We start from the raw sequence: 21,529 nt of genomic DNA, 5'->3' as shown, positions 1-21,529 counted from the left end.
ACCAGGGGGTTCGCCCGCTTCAGGGCAGAGCTTCACCGAGTCGATGCCCGACGGCCATGGTCGTCCTGGCACCGGCGCCGTGCGGCGGATGCGCGACGGGGCGCCCGCCGTGCGGCGGACGCCCCGTCATGGGTGTGCGGGCGGGTGCCCGCGGCCTCAGCCGTCGAGGTTCTCGACGGCGTAGTCGGCCTCCTCCTGGGTGAACTGGTCCCCGTACTCGGAGGAGAGCTGGTCGCGGATCGCCTCGGGCGACATGTCCATCGTGTCGCGGTAGGACTTGGCGGACTCCAGGGCGTTCTGGTTCCAGTCCGCGACGATGGTGTCGATCGCGTACTGGGCCTGCTCCTCGGTGAACTGCTCGCCGTACTCGGAGGTGAGCTGGTCGTAGATGCCCTGCTTGGACATGTGCAGCGTCTCGGAGTAGCTCTCCGCCGACTTCAGGGCGTTGTCGTTCCAGTCGGCCTCGAGGTTGTCGACCGCATACTGCGCCGCCTCCTCGGAGAACTGGTCGCCGTACTCGGAGGTGAGCTGGTCGAAGATGCCCTGCTTGGACATGTGCAGCGTCTCGGAGTAGGACTCCGCGCTGTTCAGCGCCGAGGTGTACTCCGCGGGGACGTCCCCCTCCGCAGGAGCCTCCTCGTCGGCGGGCACCTCCTCGTCGGTCGCCGCCTCCTCGGGCGCGGCCTCCTCGGCGGGCGACTCCTCTTCGACCGCGGCAGGAGCGGCCTCGGTGGTGGTCGAGGAGTCCTCGCCGTCGCCGGAGCTCGTCGCGACGATCGCGCTGCAGCCGGCGATCGCGAGCGCGATGATCGCGAGGCAGCCGCAGCCGCCGGCGATGAACCACTTGCCGCGCTTCTTCTTCTGCGGGGCCGGGGCGGGGGCGCCGGCGGGCATCCCGAACTGGGGCGCGGAGGAGGGATCGGGAGCGCCGGGCTCCGGGGACGGGGGGAGGGTGCTGTTCACAGCGGGTGTCCTCTCTGGACAGGATTCGGAAGCCCCCGGGCGCGGGGGCGCCGAGGGGTACTGCTGGGAGGAGAGGCCTGCTGCGGTGTGCGGATGCTCCGTGACCGAGTGGGTCGATCGACCGCGTGGGGCCTGCAGTTTGAATCTTGCAGCAGCGGTGGGACAGTCGAAGTCCTGAACACCTGCAATGGAAGGCAGATCACAGGGTAACTGCGATCCCCCAGGTCACAGACAGGTCACGGCGCCTCGGTCACTTCGGCGACCCCGTCAGTTCGGAGCCGGGCCGTCCCACAGCGCGGCGTAGCGCTCGGCGAGCAGCGGCCAGACCTGCCGGACGACGTCGGCCGTAGAGATGATCCCGTCCGCGCCCGCGCCGTCGAGCACGAGCTCGTGCGGGATCACGCGTCCGGCCTCATCTGCGCGCACCTCGGGATCGCGCAGCCGCACGGCGAGCAGCCCGTCCGTCCTCCAGCAGCCCTCGTCCTCGTCCTCGTGTCCGGAGAAGGCCCGTTCGTACAGCGGCAGCGGATCCGCGTCGGGGCCGGTGCCGTCGACGGGGAGGAAGCGGAAGCCCCAGGTCCGGCCGCGGGTCGCCCAGAGCAGGATCATCGCCTGCTCCGGCGCAGCACGCCCTCGCGCTCGGCGCGCTCGAGATCGATCTTGAAGCCCGTGAGGATCGCGGCGAGGCTCTGCTTCTTCTCGAGCGCCCGGTCGTGGACGCCCCGGAGCTTCTCCCCCGCGAGCGAGGCGGCGTCCTGGACCATGTCCTTGCTGAGCAGCGGCACCACGGTCGCGAGCGCCGTGGAGATCAGACCGAGCCGTCCGGGCAGGCGGTGGCGGGCGCCGAACATCGCCAGCGCCATCGCCCCGGTGCCGATGGTGCCGGCGTTCTCGGCGAGCTCCCGGGCCACCTTCGCGGGGATCTCCTGCCGCCTGGCCCAGGTGACATGCCGCTCGAACGGCAGCATCGCGGCGAGCGGAAGGATCACGTCCACCCCGATCCTCTCGCGCACGGCGATGCGTCCCGGCGTGAACCGTGCCGAGGACAGCAGCAGCGCGTCCTCCCCCACGGCGAGCGCCTCGTCGCCGACCACCATCGACTCGATCGCCTCGCGCAGCTGGCCGAGCTCGTCGGCGGCCTTCTCGAGCACGAGCGCCTTGAAGCGGTCCACGTCCAACTCCGGCAGCAGGTCCGCCTTGGACAGGGCGAGCACCCAGATGCGGGGAAGCGCACCAGTTCCTTCCCGCCGACGAGGATCTCGTCCCGCAGCCGCACCAGGCCCGTACGCAGGGTGTGGAAGAGCGCCTTGAGGTAGCGCTCCTCCTCACCGCCCGCGTCCTTCAGCTTCTGCCCGTCGACCATCAGCAGCGCGACGTCGGAGACGAGCAGGGCGCGGAAGGCCTCGACGCGCCGTCGCTCCTCCTCCGGTCCGCTGACGGAGCGCTCGAACCACTCCCCGGGGTAGTCGTGCCACACCAGCTGCACGGCGTCGACGGGCATCGCCTTGCGCTCGGCGGCGCTGGGGGTGCTGCGCAGCGAGAGGGTGAAGCGATAGGGCTCGGCGCGGAAGCGGTTCCCGGCGGGGACCTCGGCGGAGTTCTCCATCCGGAAGTAGTTCTTCAGCAGCCGGTCGCCCTGGGTGGTGTCGTCGGCGACGAGGTCGTAGAGCTGCCTACCGGTCCCGGGCCCGCGTCCGGTGGCGTCCTGGGCCGCGCCGTAGAAGGAGGACAGCAGCACCGTCTTGCCGCTGCCGCTCTCCCCGAACACGGCGATGTGCTGCTCGAGCTTCCTGCTGCGGGGCGCGGGTCGTCGCGGGGTGCGCCGGATCGTCTTCTCGCGAGCTGCCATGCCCCGAGACTAGGGCACCGCCCCGCGAGTCGGCCCCTGCATGGACCGAGGTCGGTCGACGTCGATAGCCTGGTCCCACCAGCAAGGACGCCCACGCCGCACCGAGGAGCACCATGCCGCGCACCCTTCCCGAGCAGCCGGACTTCGCCAGCGCGGCCGAGCAGGAGGTATGGGAGCACCTGATCGAGCAGCTGCCCGCCGAGGCGGTGCTGATCGCCGGGCAGCGCGTCACGGCCCGCGGCGAGGAGGTCGAGGCGGATCTGCTGGTGCTCTGGCCGGGCATCGGGATCGCGGTGATCGAGGTGAAGGGCGGTCGGGTCTCCCTGGAAGACGGCGCCTGGCGGCAGGCGGACCGCTCCGGCTCGAGGGAGCTCGCCCGCTCCCCGATCGATCAGGCCCAGCGCGCGAAGCACCATCTGCTGGAGTACCTCAACGGCGCCTCCTCCCGTCCGGTCGGTCGTGCCGTGCACCTCGCGGTGCTGCCCTACACGCAGCTGCCCGCGGACTGGGGCCCGCCCGAGGCGCCGCGCACCCTCACGCTGGACGCGACCGACCTGCCCCGCCTCGCGGGCCGGATCGTGCACGCCCTGAACTCGCAGACCCGGGAGGCCTATGCCCCGCTGGACGCCGCGCAGTGCGAGCACGCCGTGAAGATGCTGCGCCGCACCCACCGCGCGATCGAGAACGAGCAGCTGCTGGCGAAGGAGATCGCCGACGAGGGCAACCAGCTCACCCGCGAGCAGGAGCGCGCGATCGCTCTGCTGCGCTTCCAGCACCGCGCCCAGATCATCGGCGGGGCCGGCTCCGGAAAGACGCACCTGGCGATGATCAAGGCCCGCACGCTCGCCCGGGACGGCTTCCGCACCGCGCTGCTGTGCTACTCCCGCGGCCTCGCCAGGCACTTCCAGCTCCTCTCCGCGACCTGGCCGGAGCAGGAGCGTCCCGCCTATGTGGGGCTCTTCCACGACCTGCCGGTGGGCTGGGGCGCTGAGACCGAGCAGGAGTTCGGCGGCTCCCCGGTCGAGTACTACGAGGAGCACCTCCCGGCCCGTCTCGCGCAGCTCGCGGGCGAGACCGACGAGGAAGAGCTCTTCGACGCGATCGTCGTCGACGAGGCACAGGACTTCGCCGACGCCTGGTGGGAGGCGCTGCAGCCCTGCCTGCGCGACCCCGCGGAGGGTGTCCTGTTCGTGTTCGCCGACGAGCACCAGAGCGTCTTCGACCGCGAGGGTCGCGCCCCGATCACGCTGAACCCCTTCCCGCTGGACGACAACCTGCGCAGCACCCGCACGATCGCGCACGCCTTCGCGCCGCTCACCCCGGTGGAGCAGACCCCGCGGCTGCCGGCCGGCGCGCCCGTGCGCTATCTCGCCTCCTCCGCCGAGGACGCGGTCGCGACCGCCGACGACACGGTCGAGAAGCTGATGGACGAGGGCTGGGAGCCGGGGCAGATCGCCCTGCTGACCACCGGCAGCCGCCACCCCGAGCAGAGGACGCAGATCGAGCACGAGGGGTACGACGGCTACTGGGACGGGTTCTTCTCCGCGACCGACGTGTTCTACGGGCACGTGCTGGGCTTCAAGGGGCTCGAGCGGCCCGTCGTGGTGCTCGCGGTCAACGGCTTCGGCGCCGCGGAGCGGGCACGGCAGCTGCTGTACGTGGGCCTGTCCCGGGCCCGCTCGCTGCTGGTGGTGGTCGGGGACGGCGGGGAGATCTGGGACGCGGGCGGTCCCGTGGTGTGGGAGAGGATCAGCGGGAGCCGGTGAGCCGGCGCACCACCACCAGCGTGATCACGGTCGCGAGCGTCGGCAGCACGATCCCCAGCAGCACGAAGGCGGCCGCGCTCCCTGTCCGCTCCTGCATCCAGGCGAAGTTCATGCCGAAGAAACCGGTCGCGAGCGTGAGCGGCATGAAGATCGTCGCGACCAGGGTGAGCCGCTCGTTGACGACGGCGCCCTGTTCTGCCAGCAGATCGCCGAGCACCGTGTGAAGGCGTGCGGCGGCGGAGCTGTTCGCCTTGAACTCGACCGCGGCCCGACGCAGCCGGTGGCGCAGCTCCTTCGGGAGCTCCTGGGAGAGCTGCTCCTCGGGGAGGCACAGCCGGTGCATCGCGGCCTGGGCCGCCTGGATGCGGAAGAGCTCCGACCGCCTCCTGCCCAGCAGGCGCCGCTGCGCCGCGGCGGCGTAGCCGTCGGCGCGGTCCTCGAACTGCTCGCTCTCGTCCTCGAACCCGTCCAGCACCTCCTCGCCGCGCTGCGCGACGGCCAGCAGCATCCCGACGACGGCCTCGCGGACGCCGTCGGCGGCCGTCGCCTCCGCGCGCACCGCCTCCAGCGCCTCCGGCGCCCCCATGACGAGCACCCCTGCGGCGGCGGCGTGGATCCGCACGGCCAGGTGCTGTGCGCCGCAGTCCGGCAGGAGCAGCACGAGCTCGATCCGCCCTCCCGTCAGGTGCGCGAAGGGCCGACGGGCGAGCTCGTCGGTGCGCGGACCCTGGATGTCCCAGCTCCGGACGGCCGCCTCGACGACCGGGTCCTGGAGGTCACGGGCGAACGCGCACCCGGGCGCGTCGCCGAGCGCCTCGAGACCTTCGACGGAATCGACGACCTGCATGCGGGGTCCTCCTCGGGCTCAGAGCGAGACGATCAGCAGCGTCACCCCGACGACGAGTCCGGAGGCGATCAGCGCGATCGTGGTGCACCCGAGGATGCCACGCATCGTCAGCCCGGCGATCGCCGGCCGCGGGAGCGTCCGGAAGAGCGGGATCATGGTGATCCGCTGGCCGCCGTCGGAGGGGACGCGGACCATCGCAGGCGCGCGAGCCGCCCGGAGTGTTCGTTTCCCCTGGTCCCGCCCGGCCCGTCGGGCGCGGCTCCTTCGCCAAGACCCTCGTCGGCACCGGCGTGGAGATGTTCGACTGGACGATCTACTCGACCCTCGCCTCCTTCTTCGCCACGTCCTTCTTCGGCGCGGATCTCCGACACCCGGCGGCGCCGCGCCTCGCTGCTCAGGCGGCACCGTCCCGGCCCGGCAGGCGTGGATCGGCGGGACCTGGGGGCCACAGTACTTCGCCCTCTACGTCACCGCCGCGGCGGTCGTCTCCATCGTGGTGGTGCTGGCCACGGTCCCGGAGACCCGGGCCAAGGACCTGCATGCGGAGACGACCACCGCGGACCTCGCGCGCTGAGGGGCGCTCAGTACCAGCTGTCCTTCTCGAGCGTGTAGCGGATGTCGGCGAGGTCCGCCTCCGCCACCTGCACGCGGTCGCGGGTGATGGACTTCAGCGCCAGCTCTCGACGGGCGATCCGCCAGCCGTCCTCGCCGCGTACCAGGTCGTCGACGTAGATCCCGGTGCCGCGGATGAGCAGGAAGGTGCCCTCCTCCTCGGTGGTCTGCAGGGTCGTCCACAGCGCCTCGGTGACGGCGTGCGCGCTGTCGCCGTCGATCCGGTGACGGGTCTTGCCCACGAGGTGCTGCCCGCCCAGGCGGGTCGCGTCGTTGCGGGAGAGCAGCTCGACGAGGGAGCGGGGGTCGAGCACCTTCTCGCGGTCGATCAGCACGATCTCGGCATCTGGCGTGAAGGCCTCGGGCAGGATCGACCAGTCGCGCTGGTCCAGCGCGTGGGAGTAGGCGTTGATCGCGTCGTCGATGCCGGCGCGGTCCAGCAGGTCCTGCACGGTGGTGGCGGTCATGAGGGATCCTCTCGGTGCAGCGGGTCAGGCGCGGGAGCCGGGATGGGGCCGACGCTCAGCCCCACTTGATGGTCGAGCCGGCGTCGATCGGCAGGTGAACGCCGGTGATGTAGCGGGCCTCGTCGGAGACCAGGAAGAGCACCGCGTTGGCGACGTCGATCGGGTCGATCCACGGCACGTCCAGCAGCTTGCCCTTCGAGAAGCCCTCGACGACGTCCGCGGGCTGCGGGTCCTCGAGGTCGGGACGGAACTTCCGCATGAAGTCCCGGTTCAGCACCAGCTCGGTGCCCACCGCTGTGGGGTGGGTGGTGTTGACCCGGCCGCCGAAGGGGCCGAGCTCGTGGGCCCAGGTCTCGGCGAGGCCGACGAGCGCCGTCTTGGCCGCGGTGTAGGCCGACGAGTTCGCGCCGCCGCGGATCCCGGCGGTGGAGGAGGCGAGCACCACGGCCGAACCGTTCGGGTTCTGCTTCAGCACCGGGAAGACGGCGCGGGCAGTGTTCATCACGCCCGTCAGGTTCACGTCCAGGACGGTGCGCCAGGTGGAGTCCGGGAGATCCTCGACCGGCGGCTCCTGGAGCAGCACCCCGGCGTTGGCGAAGACGATGTCGATCCGCCCGAACTCCTCGACCCCGCGCGCCACGGCGGCGTCCAGCGAGGACCGGTCGGTGACGTCGGCGACGACCGGCAGGAGGGCGGAGGGGTCCGGCAGGGAGGCACGAAGCGCCTCGAGAGCCTCCTGCTGACGCTCGAGGTCGGCAGCGATCACGCGGGCACCCTCCTCGATCAGCCGCTGCGCGGTCGCGGAGCCGATGCCGCCCGCGGCGCCGGTCACCAGGGCGATCCGGTCCTGGACGCGCCCGGCGGGGAGGCTCGGGGTGGTGGTGCTCTCGGTGCTGGTCACGGCTGTCCTCTCGCGCGGTGGATCGGTGCGGCGGGCTCCCTGCCGCTCCCCTGTTCTACAGCATCGGCCCGGGAGCGATCCGGCACGGTTCACACGACGACGCACAGGCCAGGAGCGCACCAGGCGTACTCTTCCTCTGCCTCGTCCCCTGCGCCCCCGCCGATGCGCCGCTCCCCTCCTGGAGGACATGCATGCCCGACGCCACGCGTCCCAGCCCCGCCCGCGACCCCCGCCTGGACCGTCCCTGGCCCGCGCTGTGGTCGATCGTGCTGGGCTTCTTCATGATCCTGGTCGACACCACGATCGTCACGGTCGCGGTCCCGCGGATGCAGGAGGACCTGGGGGCGGAGCTGACCGGCCTGCTGTGGGTGACCAGCGCCTATCTGCTCGCCTACGCGGTGCCGCTGCTGATCACGGGGCGGCTCGGGGACCGGCTGGGGCTGAAGTCGGTCTATCTCGTCGGGCTCGTCGTGTTCACCGCGTCGAGCCTGTGGTGCGGGCTCGCGGGGAGCGTGGAGATGCTGATCGTGGCGCGCGTGGTGCAGGGCCTCGGTGCGGGGATGATGACCCCGCAGACCATGTCGATGATCACCCGCATGTTCTCGCCGCAGCGGCGAGGTCAGGCGATGGCCGTGTGGGGCGCGACGGCAGGGGTCGCGAGCCTTGTCGGCCCCGTCCTCGGCGGGCTGCTGGTGGACGGGCCGGGCTGGGAGTGGATCTTCTTCGTCAACGTGCCCGTCGGGGTGCTCGCGATCGCGCTGGTGCTCCGCAACGTGCCGCGCTTCCCGCGCCGCTCGCACTCCTTCGACTGGCTCGGCGTGGCGCTCTCGGCGACGGGCCTGTTCCTGCTGGTGTTCGGGATCCAGGAGGGCGACAGCTACGACTGGGGCACGATCACGGACTCCCTGGTGATCGGCCCCGTGGACACGGGCGTGCCCGTGACGGTGCCCGGGATGATCCTCGCCGGGGTGCTGGTGCTGGTGGTGTTCGTGGTGTGGCAGGCGGTGATGCGGCGCGAACCGCTGGTGCCGCTGTCGCTGTTCCGCGACCGCAACTTCTCGGTCGCGAACGTGGCGATCGCGATGATGGGCGCGACCGTGCTCAGCTTCGCGATCCCCACCACGCTGTTCTTCCAGCAGGTGCTCGGCATGTCGCCGACGCAAGCGGCGCTGATGACGGCACCCTCCGCGGTGCTCTCGCTGGTCCTCGCGCCGCTGGTCGGCCGCTGGATGTCGAGCCACGACCCGCGACCGCTGGCGCTGATCGGCTTCGCCTCGCTGGCGGGCGGGCTGCTGTGGCTCTCCCTGCTGATGGACCCGGACGCCTCCGTGCTGGTCCTGCTGCTGCCGTTCGTGCTGATCGGGATCGGGAACGCCTGCATCTGGGGGCCGCTGTCCCTGACCGCGACCCGCAATCTCCCGCCCTCGCAGGCCGGCGCCGGATCCGGCGTCTACAACGAGATGAGGCAGGTCGGCTCGGTGCTCGGCTCGGCCGGCATCGCGACGCTCATGGCCGACCGGATCGCGGCCCGCCTCGGTGAGGCGACCAGGGGCCAGGGCGCTGCGCCTGCGGGCGCGGAGTCCGGAGCAGGCTCCCTGCCCCCGTTCCTGCACGCCCCGTACGCCGCGGCGATGGCCGACGCCATGTGGCTTCCCGTCGGCCTCGCCGCGGTCGGCCTTCTCGCCGCGCTCGCCATCGGCCGACCGGTCGACACCGGGGTGTGGGCGAAGGACGAGTGAGAGCTCAGCGGTGGCCGTCCGGCGGCCAGGCGCCCGGGATCTGGGCGACCGCGTCCTCGCGCCGCCCCGTGACGGGGATGGGCCGCAGTCCTTCGTGCGGGGCGAACCCCGGCGGGATCGCCCCGTCGCGGCCGATCGCATGGAGGATCTCCTCCGCGATCCGCGCCGCGTTCCGGTGGGAGAACAGGAACAGCGACTTGCGCACCGGGCGGCGGTGACGCGGCTGTCGGGGCGTCTCGATGTCGGCTCCCCACGGCCCGTTGAACACGACGGCGTGCACCCCGAGCGCGCCGGGGAACGTCTTGTACTGGAAGAAGAAGAACGGCATGCCGAGCTCCGCGGCGGTCTTCGCACCGTCGGTGACCACGGCGACCGTGCGCGGGTCGATCTCCCGGCCGGCGATCACGTAGGTGGGGCTGAAGGGGAGGCCGGGGACGAGCCTGCCCAGGAGGATCCCGCGCTCGCACACGACCAGTCGCGCGTCGATGGTGAACAGATACACGCCGAGCATGAGCAGCGCCATGAAGAGCGTGAACCCGATGGTCAGAGCAGGGCTTTCGCCCGGGCTGAGCACCAGCAGCAACCAGATCAGCACCACGACACCCGCCAGGAACAGAGGAAGCAGCGGGCCGGCACCGACCCGCCGGGACCGCAGCGGCTTCCCGACGAGCTCCCGGTGGCGCCGGGCGATGAGTCGTGCTCGCAGCGGGATCATTCCGTCCTCGCCTCCCAAAGCCAGTGTCACCGCAGGGTAACCGGGGAGGCGTCCCGGAGCGATGGGGAGCACTCCCCACCGCCGTCCACAGCCGGGCCCTTCCGCTCGCGGCCCGTCGGCCCCGCGGCCTAGAGTGGCGGGCATGAGCACCCCTCCTTCCGCCGACCCCGTCTCCGCCCTGCGCGAGGGGGATGCCGGACGGACGGAGGAGGCGCTCGCGATACTCTCGCGGGTCTTCGGCTACGACTCCTTCCGGGGCGAGCAGGCCGCGATCATCGACCAGGTCGCGAACGGCGGAGACGCGGTGGTGCTGATGCCCACCGGCGGCGGCAAGTCGCTGTGCTACCAGATCCCGGCGCTGCTGCGCGAGGGCACCGGCATCGTCGTCTCACCGCTGATCGCGCTGATGGCGGACCAGGTCGCGGCCCTGGAGGGCGTCGGCATCCGCGCCGCCTATCTCAACTCCACCCTCGAGATGCACGAGGCCCAGGCGGTCGAGCAGCAGCTCCTGGCCGGCGAGCTGGACCTGCTGTACATGGCGCCGGAGCGCCTGGTCCTCCCCCGCACCGTCCAGCTGCTGCAGCGCGCGCAGCTCGCGCTGTTCGCGATCGACGAGGCGCACTGCGTCTCCCAGTGGGGCCACGACTTCCGCCCCGATTACCTGGGCCTGTCGATGCTGGCCGACGCCTTCCCCGGCGTGCCGCGGATCGCGCTGACCGCGACCGCGACCGAGGCGACGCACCGCGAGCTCACCGAGCGCCTGCAGATGCAGCAGGCCCGACACTTCGTCTCGAGCTTCGACCGCCCCAACATCCAGTACCGCATCGAGCCGAAGTCCTCCCCGCGCGAGCAGCTGCTGCGCCTGATCACCGCCGAGCACGAGGGCGACTCCGGGATCGTCTACTGCCTCTCCCGCAAGTCGGTGGAGACCACCGCGCAGTGGCTCGCCGACCGCGGCATCCCCGCGCTCCCGTATCACGCGGGCCTGCCGCCGGAGGTGCGCCAGGACCACCAGGAGCGGTTCCTGCGCGCCGACGGGCTGATCATGGTCGCGACGATCGCCTTCGGCATGGGGATCGACAAGCCCGACGTGCGCTTCGTGGCCCATCTCGACCTGCCCAAGTCCATCGAGGGCTACTACCAGGAGACGGGCCGCGCGGGCCGCGACGGCCTGCCCTCGACCGCGTGGATGGCCTACGGCCTCGGCGACGTGGTCAGCCAGCGGAAGTTCATCGAGGGCGGGGAGAGCTCCGAGCAGTTCAAGCGCAACGCCCGCTCGCACCTCGACGCGATGCTCGCCCTGTGCGAGACGGTCGACTGCCGGCGCGTGCAGCTGCTGCGCTACTTCGGCCAGGACTCCTCCCCGTGCGGGAACTGCGACACCTGCCTGAACCCTCCGCACACCTGGGACGCGACGGTCGCGGCGCAGAAGCTCCTCTCCGCCGTGATCCGCCTGGACCGGGAGCGCGGCCAGCGCTTCGGCTCCGGGCAGGTGGTGGACGTGCTGCTGGGCCGCGAGTCCGAGCGCTCCCTGGCCTCCCGCCACCACGAGCTGAGCGTATGGGGCATCGGCGAGGAGCTCTCGGAGAAGGAGTGGCGCACCGCGATCCGGCAGCTGCTCGCACGGGGGGTCCTCGATGCGGAGGGCGACTACGGCGTGCTCGTCCCCGGCCCGCAGGCCGGCCCCGTGCTCCGCTCCGAGGAGACCGTGCAGCTCGCCGTCGACCGCGCCCCGCAGCGCGGTGCGCGCGGCGGCGGCCGACGCGCCGGCGGCGCCTCCCGCGCCGCCGAGACCCTCGAACCCGCCCAGCGGGAGCGCTTCGAGGCGCTGCGCGCCTGGCGCACCTCGGTCGCGAAGGAGAAGCAGATCCCGCCCTACATGGTCTTCTCCGACGCGACCCTGGTCGGGATCGTGGAGACGTCCCCGCAGTCCGTCCAGCAGCTCGGCACGGTCAGCGGGGTAGGCGCGAAGAAGCTCGCCGAGTACGGAGAGGACGTCCTCGAGGCGCTCTCGGGCGCCGACGCCGGCTGAGCACCGCCCCGACTACCCTGCGGACACACGTCCACGGTGACTCCGGGAGGATCCGTCATGACCGCACCGACTCCCCCGCCCCAGGACGAGCCGCAGGGACCTCCGCAGGGCTCGCAGCACGTCACCCCGCCGCCGGCGGAGCCGGTGCCCCGGTCCTCCGCACAGCAGAACCTGATCATCGCGTCGGTGCTCGCCGGGGGAGGGTGCGTGGTCGTGCTCCTCGTGGTCGTAGCACTCCTGCTCGTCATCTGGAGCTGAGGCTCAGCTGACCCCGGCCGGGAACTCTGCCGGCTCGCCCGGCAGGGTGCCGGCGGTGAGGTCGATGCCGTAGTCCGCCGCGTGGCGCAGCTCGGTCCCGGCGTAGATCCCCTCGACGCTATCGTCGAGGCGGAACACGCGGGCGCCGCGCAGGCGGTGGTCCTCGGCGCCGCCGAGCCCGTAGGTGGAACCCCTCCGGCATGACGTCCTTCCCCCGGCTCCGGGACGCGGGCATGAGCATCGGGTGAACTTGCCCGGCCCTCCTCCTCATCCCTCCGCGCGCCCGCTCCCCCATTCCTGCGCGTACGCCTCGCGCCGCCGCGCCTGCTCGGCCGGGTCGGGAACGGGCAGGGAGGCGATGAGGCGGCGTGTGTACGGGTGCTGGGGCCGCTGCAGCACGTCCGGTCCGTGCCCCTCCTCGACGAGCTCGCCGCGGTAGAGCACCCCGATGCGGTGGGCGAGGGAGTCGACGACGGCGAGGTCGTGGCTGATGAACAGCGCCGCGAAGCCGAGCCGCTGCTGCAGCTCGCGGAACAGGTCCAGCACGGTCGCCTGCACGGAGACGTCCAGGGCGCTGGTCGGCTCGTCGGCGACGAGCAGCTCGGGGCCGAGGACGAGCGCGCGGGCGAGGGAGACCCGCTGGCGCTGCCCGCCGGAGAGCTCGTGGGGGTAGCGCCGTGCGTAGTCGCCCGGCAGCTCCACCGCCTCGAGCAGCTCGCGCACGCGGCGGCCGCGCTCGGCGGCGTCGAGCTGCTGCTCGTGGACGACGAGCGGCTCGGCGATGCACTGCTCGATCGTCAGGTGCGGGTTGAAGGAGGTGGCGGGGTCCTGGAAGACGAAGCCGATCCGCCGCCGCAGCGGGGTGAAGCTCCGCTCCCGCATCCCGCGCATCTCGTGCCCGAGCACGGCGAGGCTCCCGCCGGTGGTGCGCTCGAGCCCCGCGATGGCGCGGCCGATGGTGGTCTTGCCGGAGCCGGACTCCCCCACCAGGCCGTACACCTCGCCGCGGCGGATGGTGAGGTCCACGCCCTTGACGGCGCGGAAGGGGGCGCGGCCCAGCCGGCCCGGGTGCTCGACGACGAGGTCGCGGGCGACGACGAGCGGCTCCGCCTCCTCGAGCGCCTGCTGCGCCTCGGGGGCGAGCGCGCTCCAGGCGGAGTCCCGGCCGAGATGGGGCACGGCGGCGAGCAGCTTCTGCGTGTACTCCTCGCGCGGGTTCGCGAAGAGCTCGCGGGCCGTCGCCCGCTCGACGACGCGGCCGTGGTGCATCACGGCGACGGAGTCGGCGAGATCCGCGACCACGCCCATGTTGTGGGTGATCAGGATGATCGAGGTGCCGAAGCGGTCGCGCACGTCGCGCAGCAGGTCCAGGATCTCCGCCTGGACGGTGACGTCGAGGGCGGTGGTGGGCTCGTCGGCGACGATCAGCTCGGCGCCGAGCGCGAGCGCCATCGCGATCATGATGCGCTGCTTCTGCCCGCCGGAGAACTCGTGCGGGTAGCGGTCGATGCGCTCGGCCGCGTCAGGGATCCCGACGGACTCGAGCGCCCGGACGGCCTCTGCCCGGATCTCCCTGCGGGAGATCCGCCCGCGATGGGCGCGCAGCCCCTCCCCGATCTGCCACCAGATCGGGAAGACGGGGTTCAGGGCGCTGGAGGGCTCCTGGAAGATCATCGAGACGTCCTCGCCGCGCAGCCGGCGCATCTGCGCGGCGGTCAGGCGCACGACGTCGGTGCCGGAGACCAGGACGGTGCCGGTGGCCTCCGCCGTCTCCGGCAGCAGCCCCAGCACCGAGCGGGCGGTGACGGACTTGCCGGAGCCGGACTCCCCGACCACGGCGAGGATCTCCCCGGGTGCGACCTCGAGGCTGACCCCGTCCACAGCGTGGACCTCGCCGCCGTCGGTCGCGAAGCGGATGTCGAGGTCCCGGATCTCGAGACGTGCTGGGGCCTGGCTCATGCGGCCACCGTCCTCTCGCTGCGTCGGCGTCGGCGCCGGGTGCGCAGCCGCGGGTCGTTGAGGTCGTTCACGGATTCGCCCACGAGGGTCACCCCGAGCACGGCCAGCACGATCGCGAGGCCGGGGAAGAGCCCCGTCCACCAGATGCCGCTGGTCGCGTCGGACATGGCGCGGTTGAGGTCGTAGCCCCATTCGGAGGCGCTGGTCGGCTCGATGCCGAAGCCGAGGAAGCCCAGCGCCGCGAGGGTGAGGATCGACTCGGAGGCGTTGAGGGTGAAGATCAGCGGGAGGGTGCGGGTGGCGTTGCGCAGCAGGTGGGTGCCCATGATGCGGCGGTGCCCGGTGCCCACCACCTTCGCGGCCTCGACGAAGGGCTCGGCCTTCAGCCGCACCACCTCGGCGCGGATCACGCGGAAGTACTGCGGCACGAACACCACCGTGATCGACAGCGCGGCGGCGAGGATGCCGCCCCAGGCGTCGGACTGCCCGCCGGAGATCACGATCGACATCACGATCGCGAGCAGCAGGGAGGGGAAGGCGTAGATCGCATCGGCCAGCATCACCAGCACCCGGTCCAGCCAGCCGCCCATGTAGCCGGAGAGCAGTCCGAGCGCGACGCCGAGGAACAGGGAGGCCGCGACCGCGCAGACCATCACGGCGACCGCGGTGCGGGTCCCCCAGATCACGCGGGAGAGCACGTCGAAGCCGGTGACGGTGGTGCCCAGCGGATGGGCGGCCGACGGGGGCCGCTGGGTGCCGAAGGCCTCGCCGTCCGCCGCGGTGTCGGCGAAGCCGTAGGGGGCCAGCAGCGGGGCGAGCAGCGCGGTCAGCAGCAGCAGGCCCACCAGCACCATGCCGGCCACCAGCATCCCGCGCTGGAGGCCGACGCTGCGACGCAGGTGGCTGAGCACCGGCAGGCGCAGGTACCAGGGCGCGCGGGCGGTCGCGGCGACGGACGCGGACTCGGCGGCGAGGTCGGTGCCGGCGGCGTCGCCCTCGTCGACGGGCTCGGGGTTCGACAGCGTCATCTCAGTACCTCACCCTCGGGTCGATGAGCGCCGCGATCACGTCGACGACGAAGTTCGAGATCGCGACGATCACGGCGAGCATCATGACGATGCCCTGCACGGCGACGTAGTCGCGGGCCTTCATGTACTCGGCGAGCATGTATCCCAGGCCGTTCCATTCGAAGGTGGTCTCGGTGAGCACGGCCCCGCCGAGCATCATCGCGATCTGCATGCCCATCACGGTGATGATCGGGATCAGCGCCGGGCGCAGGGCGTGGCGGGTGGTCAGGCGCGACTCGGCCACGCCGCGGGAGCGGGCGGACTCGATGTACTGCATCTCGAGTGTTCCGATCATGTTGGTGCGCACCAGGCGCAGGAAGATCCCCCGGTGAGGATCCCCAGCGCGACCGCGGGGAGGATCGCGTGAGAGACCACGTCGCGCAGCAGCTCCAGATCCCCGAGCCGCAGCGCGTCCAGGAGGAAGAACGGGCTGGGGTTCAGGATGGTGCTCATCGTGATCTCGCCGCGGGTGGAGATCCGCCCGGCGACCGGCAGCCAGCCGAGCCCGACGGAGAACACGAGCTTCAGCAGCAGGCCGACGAAGAACACCGGGGTGGCGTAGCCGAGGATCGCCACGATCCGCAGCACCGCATCGGGCCAGCGGTCGCGGGTGCGGGCCGCGATCATCCCCAGCGGCACCCCGATCACGAGCGCGACGACGACCGAGTAGACGACCAGCTCGAAGGTCGCCGCCCCGTAGGTGGTGAGGATCTCGGTGACGGGGGTGCGGTCGGTGTAGGTGGTGCCGAAGTCGCCGCGCAGCACCCCGCCGAGGTAGTCGAAGTACTGGATGATCAGCGGCCGGTCGTAGCCCGCCTCGGCGCGGCGGGCGGCGAGCTCGCTCGGGGTGAGCCGGCCGCCGAGCGCGGCGGTGATCGGGTCGCCTGTGATCCGCATCAGGAAGAACACCACCGTCATCAGGATGAAGACGGTCGGGATGATCAGCAGGAAGCGCAGCAGGATGTAGCGGCCGAGGCCGCCCCCGAGGCCCGGCGGCGCGGGCGTCGGGGGGCGTGCTCGACCTCGGTCTCGGGGGCGGCGGTCACTTGGACAGCGGCGAGATGCGGAACTTGAAGGAGGAGTCGAGCGTGACGCCCTGGACCTCCGCCGTGGAGACCGCGATCTGCGCGCCCTGCAGCAGCGGCAGGGTCGAGATGTCCTCGGCGACGACGTCCTGGATCTGCACGAACAGCGCCTCGCGCTCGGCGGGGTCCGAGGTGCCGCGCTGCTTCTGGATCAGCTCGTCGACCTTGGGGTTCGAGTAGTGGTTGGCCAGGAAGTTCTCGGTGACGAAGAAGGGCGAGAGGTAGTTGTCTGCGTCGGAGTAGTCCGGGAACCAGCCCAGCTGGTAGGCGGGATAGACGTCGGCGACGCGGTCGTCGCTGTACTGCACCCATTCGGTGGACTTCAGGTCCACCGCGAACAGCCCGTCGGCCTCGAGCTGGCCCTTGACCGCCGCGTACTCGTCGCCGGAGGAGTTGCCGTAGTGGTCAGGGTTGTACTGCAGGCTCAGCTGCACCGGGATCTCCACGCCCGCGTCCTCGAGCCGGCCGCGAGCGCGTTCGGCGTCGGGGCCGCCGGAGCCGTCGCCGTACATGTCCTTGAACTGGGTGCCGGCGCCGGGCAGGCCCTCGGGGATGTAGGAGAACAGCGGCGTGTAGGTGTCGTTGTAGACGGAGCTGGCGATGGCCTGGCGGTCGATGAGGTCGGCGACCGCCTGGCGGACGGCGCGGGCCTTGTCGGGGTCCGGGTCCTCGGTCTTCTCGCCGTAGGGGTTGGTGTGGAAGTTGAAGACGATGTAGCGGATCTCGCCGCCGGGGCCCTCGTGGACCGTCACCGCGTCGTCGCCCTGCAGGTCGGCGATGTCGGTCGCGGAGAGGGAGCGCCACACGCAGTCGATGTTGCCCTGCTGGATGTCGAGCTTCATGTTGTTCTGGTCGGCGTAGTACGACATCGACACGCTCGCGGTCGCCGGCGCGCCGAACAGCCCCTGGTAGCCGTCGAAGGCCTCGAAGGTGACCAGCTCGTTGATCTTCCAGCTGGTGATCGCGTAAGGGCCGCAGAAGGCGTTCCCGTCCACGATCTCGGCGTCGGAGAGCACGGCGTCGGCCGGGAACACCTCGGCGTCGACGATCGGGCCGGCCGGGGAGCACAGCACGTAGGGGAAGGTCTGGTCGCCGGGCTCCTTGAGGTGGAACTCGACGGTGAGCTCGTCGACCGCCTCGACCTTCTCGAGGTTGCCCAGCAGGCTCGAGGGGCCGTTGGGGTCGGCGATCGCGAGCTGCCGGTCGAAGGTGTGCTTGACGTCCTCGCTGGTGAGCTCGTTGCCGTTCGCGAAGGTCAGCCCCTCCTTGAGGGTGACGGTGTACACGTTGTCGCTGGTGAACTCCGCGGTCTCGGCGAGGTCCGGCTCGGGGACGCCGTCCTCGGAGCCGACGGAGGTGTTCATCAGGTACGCGTAGCACTGGGTCCACACCGTCGAGGAGCCGTTGTCATAGGCGGCGGCGGGGTCGAGCGCGGTGACCTTGTCGGTGGTGCCGATGGTGAGGGCGCCGCCGCCCCCGCCGCCGGATCCGCCGTCGGATCCCCCGTCCTCGGTGGTCTGGGCACAGGCGGTCACCAGCACGGGGACCCCGGCCATCGTCAGCAGCATGGTGCGTCGCGTGGGGGTCATGGCGGCGTCGAACATCGGGGTCCTCCAGGAGGCCGGTCGGCATCAGGGGTGGTGATGCCGTGCAGGGGACGGGCGGGGATGTGATCCAGCGCACCCGCACAGGGGTGGCCAGCACAGTACCCCTCCCCCAGGGGCGGCCGCGGCGGGTTCGCCCGCAGAGCGCTCACGGTGATCGAACTGTGATCTGCGACGCTGACGGATCGGGCGGTCGGTTCAGCCCTCGCCCCACCAGCGCAGCACCCGCAGCGCCTGCAGGGTCAGCCACGGCGAGGGCTCCCCCACCGGCACGTCGACCTCGAACCAGACCGCACCGGGAAGGCGGTGCTGCTGGAGCCAGGTGCCGTCCTCCTGCTGCGCGTCGAGGACGGACCGGGCGGCGTCGGCCATCCGCGGATCGCGCAGATCCCGCTCGCGGAAGTGGTCGAGCGCCCGCAGCGCGGAGTAGATGTGCCGCGGCGGATACAGGAAGTGCTCCACCCAGGGGCCGACGATCTCCCCGGTGCTCGCCCGGCGCATCAGGCGCCGCTGCAGGAGGTACTCCTCCGCCTCGCCCCTCGCGGCGCACAGCACGGGCGAGCCGCCGGTGGCCTGCTCGTGCACGTGCAGGGCCCGCAGCACGTTCAGGGTCGAATGGAAGCTCGCGCGCGTCGAGCCGTCCTCCCACTCGCAGTTCCAGCCGCCCTCGTCCATGCGGTGGGCGAGGAACCAGCGGGGCAGGGCGGAGACGTCGGCTCCGAGCCAGAGGCCGTTGGCCAGCGTCATCGCGTTGATGCAGCAGTCCACCTCGCCGCCCCAGTAGGGCAGGGAGGGGTCGTGCTCCCAGTGCGCGTGCTCGGCGAGCTTCGCGGCGGTGTCGCGCTCGACGAGCGGAGCGGGGTCCATGCCCCATTCGCGCAGCGTGGTGAGGGACCAGGTGGTCGCGGTCCAGGGCTGGCCGGGCAGCTCGAGGTTCTCGGGGGCGTCGAAGAACCCGGCGGGGAAGAACGCGCCCCCGGCCCACAGCCCGGTCTCCGGGTCCTGGTGGTCCAGCAGCCGCGCCCCGAAGCCCTCGTGGGGGATGCGGGCGCGGGTCGCCTCCCACACCTCGGCCGGCTGGTCCAGCAGATCGCGCTCGACCTGCCAGCGGAGGGCGGGGTCGGTGTCGAGGAGCCAGGAGACGACGTCGGTGGGAGCCACCCTGGAATCCTCCCCGCGAACCGTGGCGCGGGCAACCCCGCCCGCCGCCTAGTCTGCGCTCATGCTGCGCCCCGTCTCGGCCAGGATCATCTCCGGTCTCGTCGCGTTCACGAGCTCCTTCGTCGTCGTCCTCGCGGGTCTCGAGGGGGTCGGCGCCTCGCCCGCGCAGGCGGCGAGCGGACTGCTCGCGGTGAGCGTGCTGATGGGGCTGTGCTCGATGCTGCTCTCTCTGCGCACCCGTCTGCCGATCACGGTGGCCTGGTCCACCCCGGGCGCCGCGCTGCTCGCGGCGACGGGCGCGGTGGACGGCGGCTGGCCCGCCGCGGTCGGCGCGTTCGTGCTGGTCGGGGCGCTGATCGTGCTGACGGGCCTGGTGCCCGCGCTCGGCGCCCTGATGGCCCGGATCCCGACCCCGATCGCGCAGGCGATGCTCGCCGGGGTGCTGTTCCAGCTGTGCCTGGGCCCGGTGCTCGGCGTGGCGGCGAATCCGCTCGCGGTGGCGCCGGTGATCGTGGTGTGGGCGCTCGCGCAGCGGCTCTCACCGCGCTGGGCCTCCCCGCTCGCGTTCCTCGCCGCGAGCGTCGTGATCGTCGTGTCCCTGACGGCGGCGCCCTCCCCGTCGGCCGCTCCCCCTGCTCCCGGCGGTGGAGCTCACCGTCCCGACGCTGACCGTCGGCGCGGTCGTGGGGGTCGCGCTCCCGCTGTACCTGGTGACGATGGCGTCGCAGAACGTGCCGGGCGTGGCGGTGATGCGGAGCCTCGGCTATGAGGTGTCGTGGCGCGCGTCGATGGCGACCACCGGTCTCGGCACGATGATCGGTGCGCCGCTCGGCGGGCACGGCGTGAATCTCGCGGCGATCACTGCCGCCCTCGCGGCCGGGCCGGAGGCCGGGGAGGATCGGCAGCGGCGCTGGATCGCCTCGACCGCCTCGGGCGTGGTGCTGGTGCTGTGCGGTCTCGGCGCGACCGCCTTCGCGCAGCTGATCGCGCTCGCCCCGGAGGGTGTGATCCCGGCGGTGGCGGGGCTCGCGCTGCTGGGCACCTTCGTGGCCTCGCTGCGCTCCGCGCTCGCGGAGCCCGAGGAGCAGCTCCCCGCCGGGGTGACGGTGCTGATCGCCGCCTCGGGCATCGCGGTGGCGGGGATCAGCGCGGCGTTCTGGGCGCTGCTGGTCGGGCTCGCGCTGCGGGCGCTGCTGCGGGCGTGGCGCCGGACGGGCTCAGCTCACAGCGGGTAGGGGCTCACAGCGGGTAGGGGCCGAAGCGGGACCAGGCCACCACCACCGACCCGAGCGCCAGGAGCATCGAGGGGAGCATGGCGCGGAACGGGTCGCCGCGTCGGGCGTGCACGAGCGCGGCGAAGACCATGGTGATCGCGAGGCCGGCGGCCGCCAGCGGCACCAGGATCGTGGCGATGCCGGTGAGGGCGGGGGCGACGAGGCCGAGCGCGCCGAGGATCTCCAGGGCGCCGATGCCCTGGATGACGCTGTGGGGGAAGTCCTCGGCGTAGGGGGTCTTCTCGATCTGCTGCTCGCGCGGTGCGAGGAGCTTCATCGCGCCGCTGGCCACGAAGACCGCGGCGAGGGCGACGGCGAGGATCCACAGGAACGTGTTCATCGGACGACCTCCTTGTCCCGGGCGCCCCAGTATCCCCCTCCCCGCCTCCTGCTGTCAGGAGAGTGCGGCGAAGTGCTGCACGACGGTGCGCACGAGGGAGCCCGTCCTCGCCCGCTCCGCCTCCAGGACGGGCAGGTCACGGGCGGTCAGCGCCGCGGAGGTCACGGGGCCGACGCTCGCGAGCACCAGCTCGCCCGCCCGGGCGCGCTCCCGCACCGCGTCCAGGGTCCCGGCTCGTGCGGCGGCGTCGAGCCAGCCGGTCGCGCCGGGCGCGGAGGTGAACAGAACGGCGTCGGCCCCTCCGGCGCCGGCGAGCCGGGCCGCGCGGGTGAGCGCGGCGGGATCCGACGGCGGCCCCCAGCGGTAGACGGTCAGGCTGACCACCTCGGCGCCGTGCGCGGTGAGCAGCTCGTCGAGCCCGTCGTCGCCGGAGCCGTGGTGCTGGACGGCGATCCGCAGACCGTCCACCCCCGTGCGCAGCAGCTCCTCGCCGAGCTCGGCCGCGGTCTCCGAGGCCGCGACGAAGACGCTGTCCAGCCCCGCCCCGCGCACCGCGCCGTGGGCCTTGGTGCCCCGGGAGTGGATGCGGGAGGTGCCGAGGGCGGCGCGGACGTCCTCGCCGAGCCCGGCGACGTCGGCCGCCTCGAGCCAGCCGCGCATCCCGACGCCGGTGAGGACGGCGGTCGCGTCCGGCGGCGCGGCGACCAGAGCTCGGGTGCGCTCGAGCAGCGTCTCGTCGTCGACGTGCGGGATCGTGGACATCGCGGCGGCGGGCACGACGCGGGCGCCGTGCCGTTCGAGGGCGGCGGCGAGCTCCTCGGAGCGCCGGTCCACTGCGGTGATGACGGTGCGCCCGGCCAGGGCGTCGGAGAGCAGGGTCGTCATGGCGC

At 72.3% G+C, this 21,529-nt stretch carries 21 protein-coding genes and 2 pseudogenes; 6 read left to right on the top strand and 17 right to left on the bottom strand.

Annotated features, from left to right (window positions below):
* Positions 1 to 156: 156 nt before the first annotated feature.
* The 4 genes and pseudogenes from RBL05_RS00735 to RBL05_RS00720 form a co-directional block, all read right to left on the bottom strand.
* Entirely contained in the window at positions 157 to 963 is an 807-nt protein-coding gene (locus RBL05_RS00735; protein ID WP_308740968.1) for an Ltp family lipoprotein, read from the bottom strand.
* 267 nt (positions 964 to 1,230) lie between these two features.
* Positions 1,231 to 1,572, bottom strand: a complete 342-nt coding sequence (locus RBL05_RS00730) for a hypothetical protein (RefSeq protein ID WP_318603945.1) — start codon at positions 1,570 to 1,572, stop codon at positions 1,231 to 1,233.
* The gene (locus RBL05_RS00725) at positions 1,569 to 2,177 is read right to left on the bottom strand and encodes a hypothetical protein (protein ID WP_318604325.1); all 609 of its coding nucleotides are present in this window, start codon (positions 2,175 to 2,177) and stop codon (positions 1,569 to 1,571) included. Before RBL05_RS00725 ends, RBL05_RS00730 begins: the two co-directional genes overlap by 4 nt.
* 119 nt (positions 2,178 to 2,296) lie before the next feature.
* Positions 2,297 to 2,812 (bottom strand): annotated as a pseudogene (locus RBL05_RS00720) (TRAFAC clade GTPase domain-containing protein); the annotation flags it as partial.
* A 113-nt stretch (positions 2,813 to 2,925) separates the two neighbouring features.
* Between RBL05_RS00720 and RBL05_RS00715 the strand changes: the two are divergent.
* A complete protein-coding gene (locus RBL05_RS00715) occupies positions 2,926 to 4,578 on the top strand; it encodes a nuclease-related domain-containing DEAD/DEAH box helicase (protein ID WP_308740971.1) in 1,653 nt (550 codons plus the stop codon).
* On the opposite strand, the gene RBL05_RS00710 is transcribed toward RBL05_RS00715, so the two are convergent.
* From RBL05_RS00710 to RBL05_RS00695, 4 genes are all read right to left on the bottom strand, one after another.
* Positions 4,562 to 5,425, bottom strand: a complete 864-nt coding sequence (locus RBL05_RS00710; protein ID WP_308740972.1) for a CorA family divalent cation transporter — start codon at positions 5,423 to 5,425, stop codon at positions 4,562 to 4,564. The genes RBL05_RS00715 and RBL05_RS00710 overlap by 17 nt on opposite strands.
* Before the next feature lie 18 nt (positions 5,426 to 5,443).
* Positions 5,444 to 5,620 (bottom strand): hypothetical protein, encoded by a 177-nt coding sequence (locus tag RBL05_RS00705; RefSeq protein ID WP_308740973.1) that lies wholly within the window; start codon positions 5,618 to 5,620, stop codon positions 5,444 to 5,446.
* A gap of 386 nt (positions 5,621 to 6,006) precedes the next feature.
* On the bottom strand, positions 6,007 to 6,504 hold the full coding sequence (locus RBL05_RS00700) for a nuclear transport factor 2 family protein (RefSeq protein WP_263310157.1): 498 nt from the start codon (positions 6,502 to 6,504) through the stop codon (positions 6,007 to 6,009).
* Positions 6,505 to 6,559: 55 nt separating this feature from the next.
* Entirely contained in the window at positions 6,560 to 7,405 is an 846-nt protein-coding gene (locus RBL05_RS00695; RefSeq protein ID WP_263310158.1) for an SDR family oxidoreductase, read from the bottom strand.
* Positions 7,406 to 7,596: 191 nt separating this feature from the next.
* Here RBL05_RS00695 and RBL05_RS00690 point away from each other — a divergent pair, with 191 nt between their 5' ends.
* The gene (locus RBL05_RS00690; RefSeq protein WP_308740974.1) at positions 7,597 to 9,144 is read left to right on the top strand and encodes a DHA2 family efflux MFS transporter permease subunit; all 1,548 of its coding nucleotides are present in this window, start codon (positions 7,597 to 7,599) and stop codon (positions 9,142 to 9,144) included.
* A 4-nt stretch (positions 9,145 to 9,148) separates the two neighbouring features.
* Here RBL05_RS00690 and RBL05_RS00685 read toward each other — a convergent pair whose 3' ends face one another.
* On the bottom strand, positions 9,149 to 9,859 hold the full coding sequence (locus RBL05_RS00685) for a hypothetical protein (protein WP_308740975.1): 711 nt from the start codon (positions 9,857 to 9,859) through the stop codon (positions 9,149 to 9,151).
* A 142-nt stretch (positions 9,860 to 10,001) separates the two neighbouring features.
* On the opposite strand from RBL05_RS00685, the gene recQ reads away from it, so the two are divergent.
* The gene (gene recQ / locus RBL05_RS00680; protein ID WP_308740976.1) at positions 10,002 to 11,891 is read left to right on the top strand and encodes a DNA helicase RecQ; all 1,890 of its coding nucleotides are present in this window, start codon (positions 10,002 to 10,004) and stop codon (positions 11,889 to 11,891) included.
* 57 nt (positions 11,892 to 11,948) lie between these two features.
* Positions 11,949 to 12,149, top strand: a complete 201-nt coding sequence (locus tag RBL05_RS00675; protein ID WP_308740977.1) for a hypothetical protein — start codon at positions 11,949 to 11,951, stop codon at positions 12,147 to 12,149.
* Between the two features lie 3 nt (positions 12,150 to 12,152).
* On the opposite strand, the gene RBL05_RS00670 is transcribed toward RBL05_RS00675, so the two are convergent.
* The 6 genes and pseudogenes from RBL05_RS00670 to RBL05_RS00645 all read right to left on the bottom strand — a co-directional run bounded on the left by RBL05_RS00670 (position 12,153) and on the right by RBL05_RS00645 (position 19,025).
* Positions 12,153 to 12,287 carry a hypothetical protein gene (locus tag RBL05_RS00670; protein WP_308740978.1) on the bottom strand — a complete coding sequence of 45 codons (135 nt, stop codon included), beginning with the start codon at positions 12,285 to 12,287 and terminating at the stop codon, positions 12,153 to 12,155.
* Positions 12,288 to 12,416: 129 nt separating this feature from the next.
* On the bottom strand, positions 12,417 to 14,108 hold the full coding sequence (locus RBL05_RS00665; protein ID WP_308740979.1) for an ABC transporter ATP-binding protein: 1,692 nt from the start codon (positions 14,106 to 14,108) through the stop codon (positions 12,417 to 12,419).
* On the bottom strand, positions 14,105 to 15,136 hold the full coding sequence (locus tag RBL05_RS00660) for an ABC transporter permease (RefSeq protein ID WP_308740980.1): 1,032 nt from the start codon (positions 15,134 to 15,136) through the stop codon (positions 14,105 to 14,107). The genes RBL05_RS00665 and RBL05_RS00660 overlap by 4 nt, the downstream gene beginning before the upstream one ends.
* Position 15,137: 1 nt before the next feature.
* Positions 15,138 to 16,138, bottom strand: a pseudogene (locus RBL05_RS00655) (ABC transporter permease).
* Between the two features lie 79 nt (positions 16,139 to 16,217).
* Positions 16,218 to 17,864 (bottom strand): ABC transporter substrate-binding protein, encoded by a 1,647-nt coding sequence (locus RBL05_RS00650; protein ID WP_308740982.1) that lies wholly within the window; start codon positions 17,862 to 17,864, stop codon positions 16,218 to 16,220.
* A 198-nt stretch (positions 17,865 to 18,062) separates the two neighbouring features.
* A complete protein-coding gene (locus RBL05_RS00645) occupies positions 18,063 to 19,025 on the bottom strand; it encodes a squalene cyclase (protein WP_308740983.1) in 963 nt (320 codons plus the stop codon).
* A 61-nt stretch (positions 19,026 to 19,086) separates the two neighbouring features.
* Here RBL05_RS00645 and RBL05_RS00640 point away from each other — a divergent pair, with 61 nt between their 5' ends.
* Positions 19,087 to 19,794, top strand: coding sequence for a benzoate/H(+) symporter BenE family transporter (locus tag RBL05_RS00640; protein ID WP_318603944.1), 708 nt, complete (start codon positions 19,087 to 19,089; stop codon positions 19,792 to 19,794).
* Entirely contained in the window at positions 19,709 to 20,260 is a 552-nt protein-coding gene (locus tag RBL05_RS00635) for a benzoate/H(+) symporter BenE family transporter (RefSeq protein ID WP_318603943.1), read from the top strand. The genes RBL05_RS00640 and RBL05_RS00635 overlap by 86 nt, the downstream gene beginning before the upstream one ends.
* A 4-nt stretch (positions 20,261 to 20,264) precedes the next feature.
* Here the strand turns inward: RBL05_RS00635 and RBL05_RS00630 are convergent, their stop codons facing one another.
* Entirely contained in the window at positions 20,265 to 20,639 is a 375-nt protein-coding gene (locus RBL05_RS00630) for a DoxX family protein (protein WP_308740986.1), read from the bottom strand.
* A gap of 54 nt (positions 20,640 to 20,693) precedes the next feature.
* Positions 20,694 to 21,524 (bottom strand): uroporphyrinogen-III synthase, encoded by an 831-nt coding sequence (locus tag RBL05_RS00625; protein ID WP_308740987.1) that lies wholly within the window; start codon positions 21,522 to 21,524, stop codon positions 20,694 to 20,696.
* Positions 21,525 to 21,529 lie beyond the last annotated feature (5 nt).

Source organism: Brachybacterium sp. GU-2, from assembly GCF_030866705.2.
Lineage (GTDB): Bacteria > Actinomycetota > Actinomycetes > Actinomycetales > Dermabacteraceae > Brachybacterium > Brachybacterium conglomeratum.
This window is presented reverse-complemented; position numbering and strand designations above follow the sequence as displayed.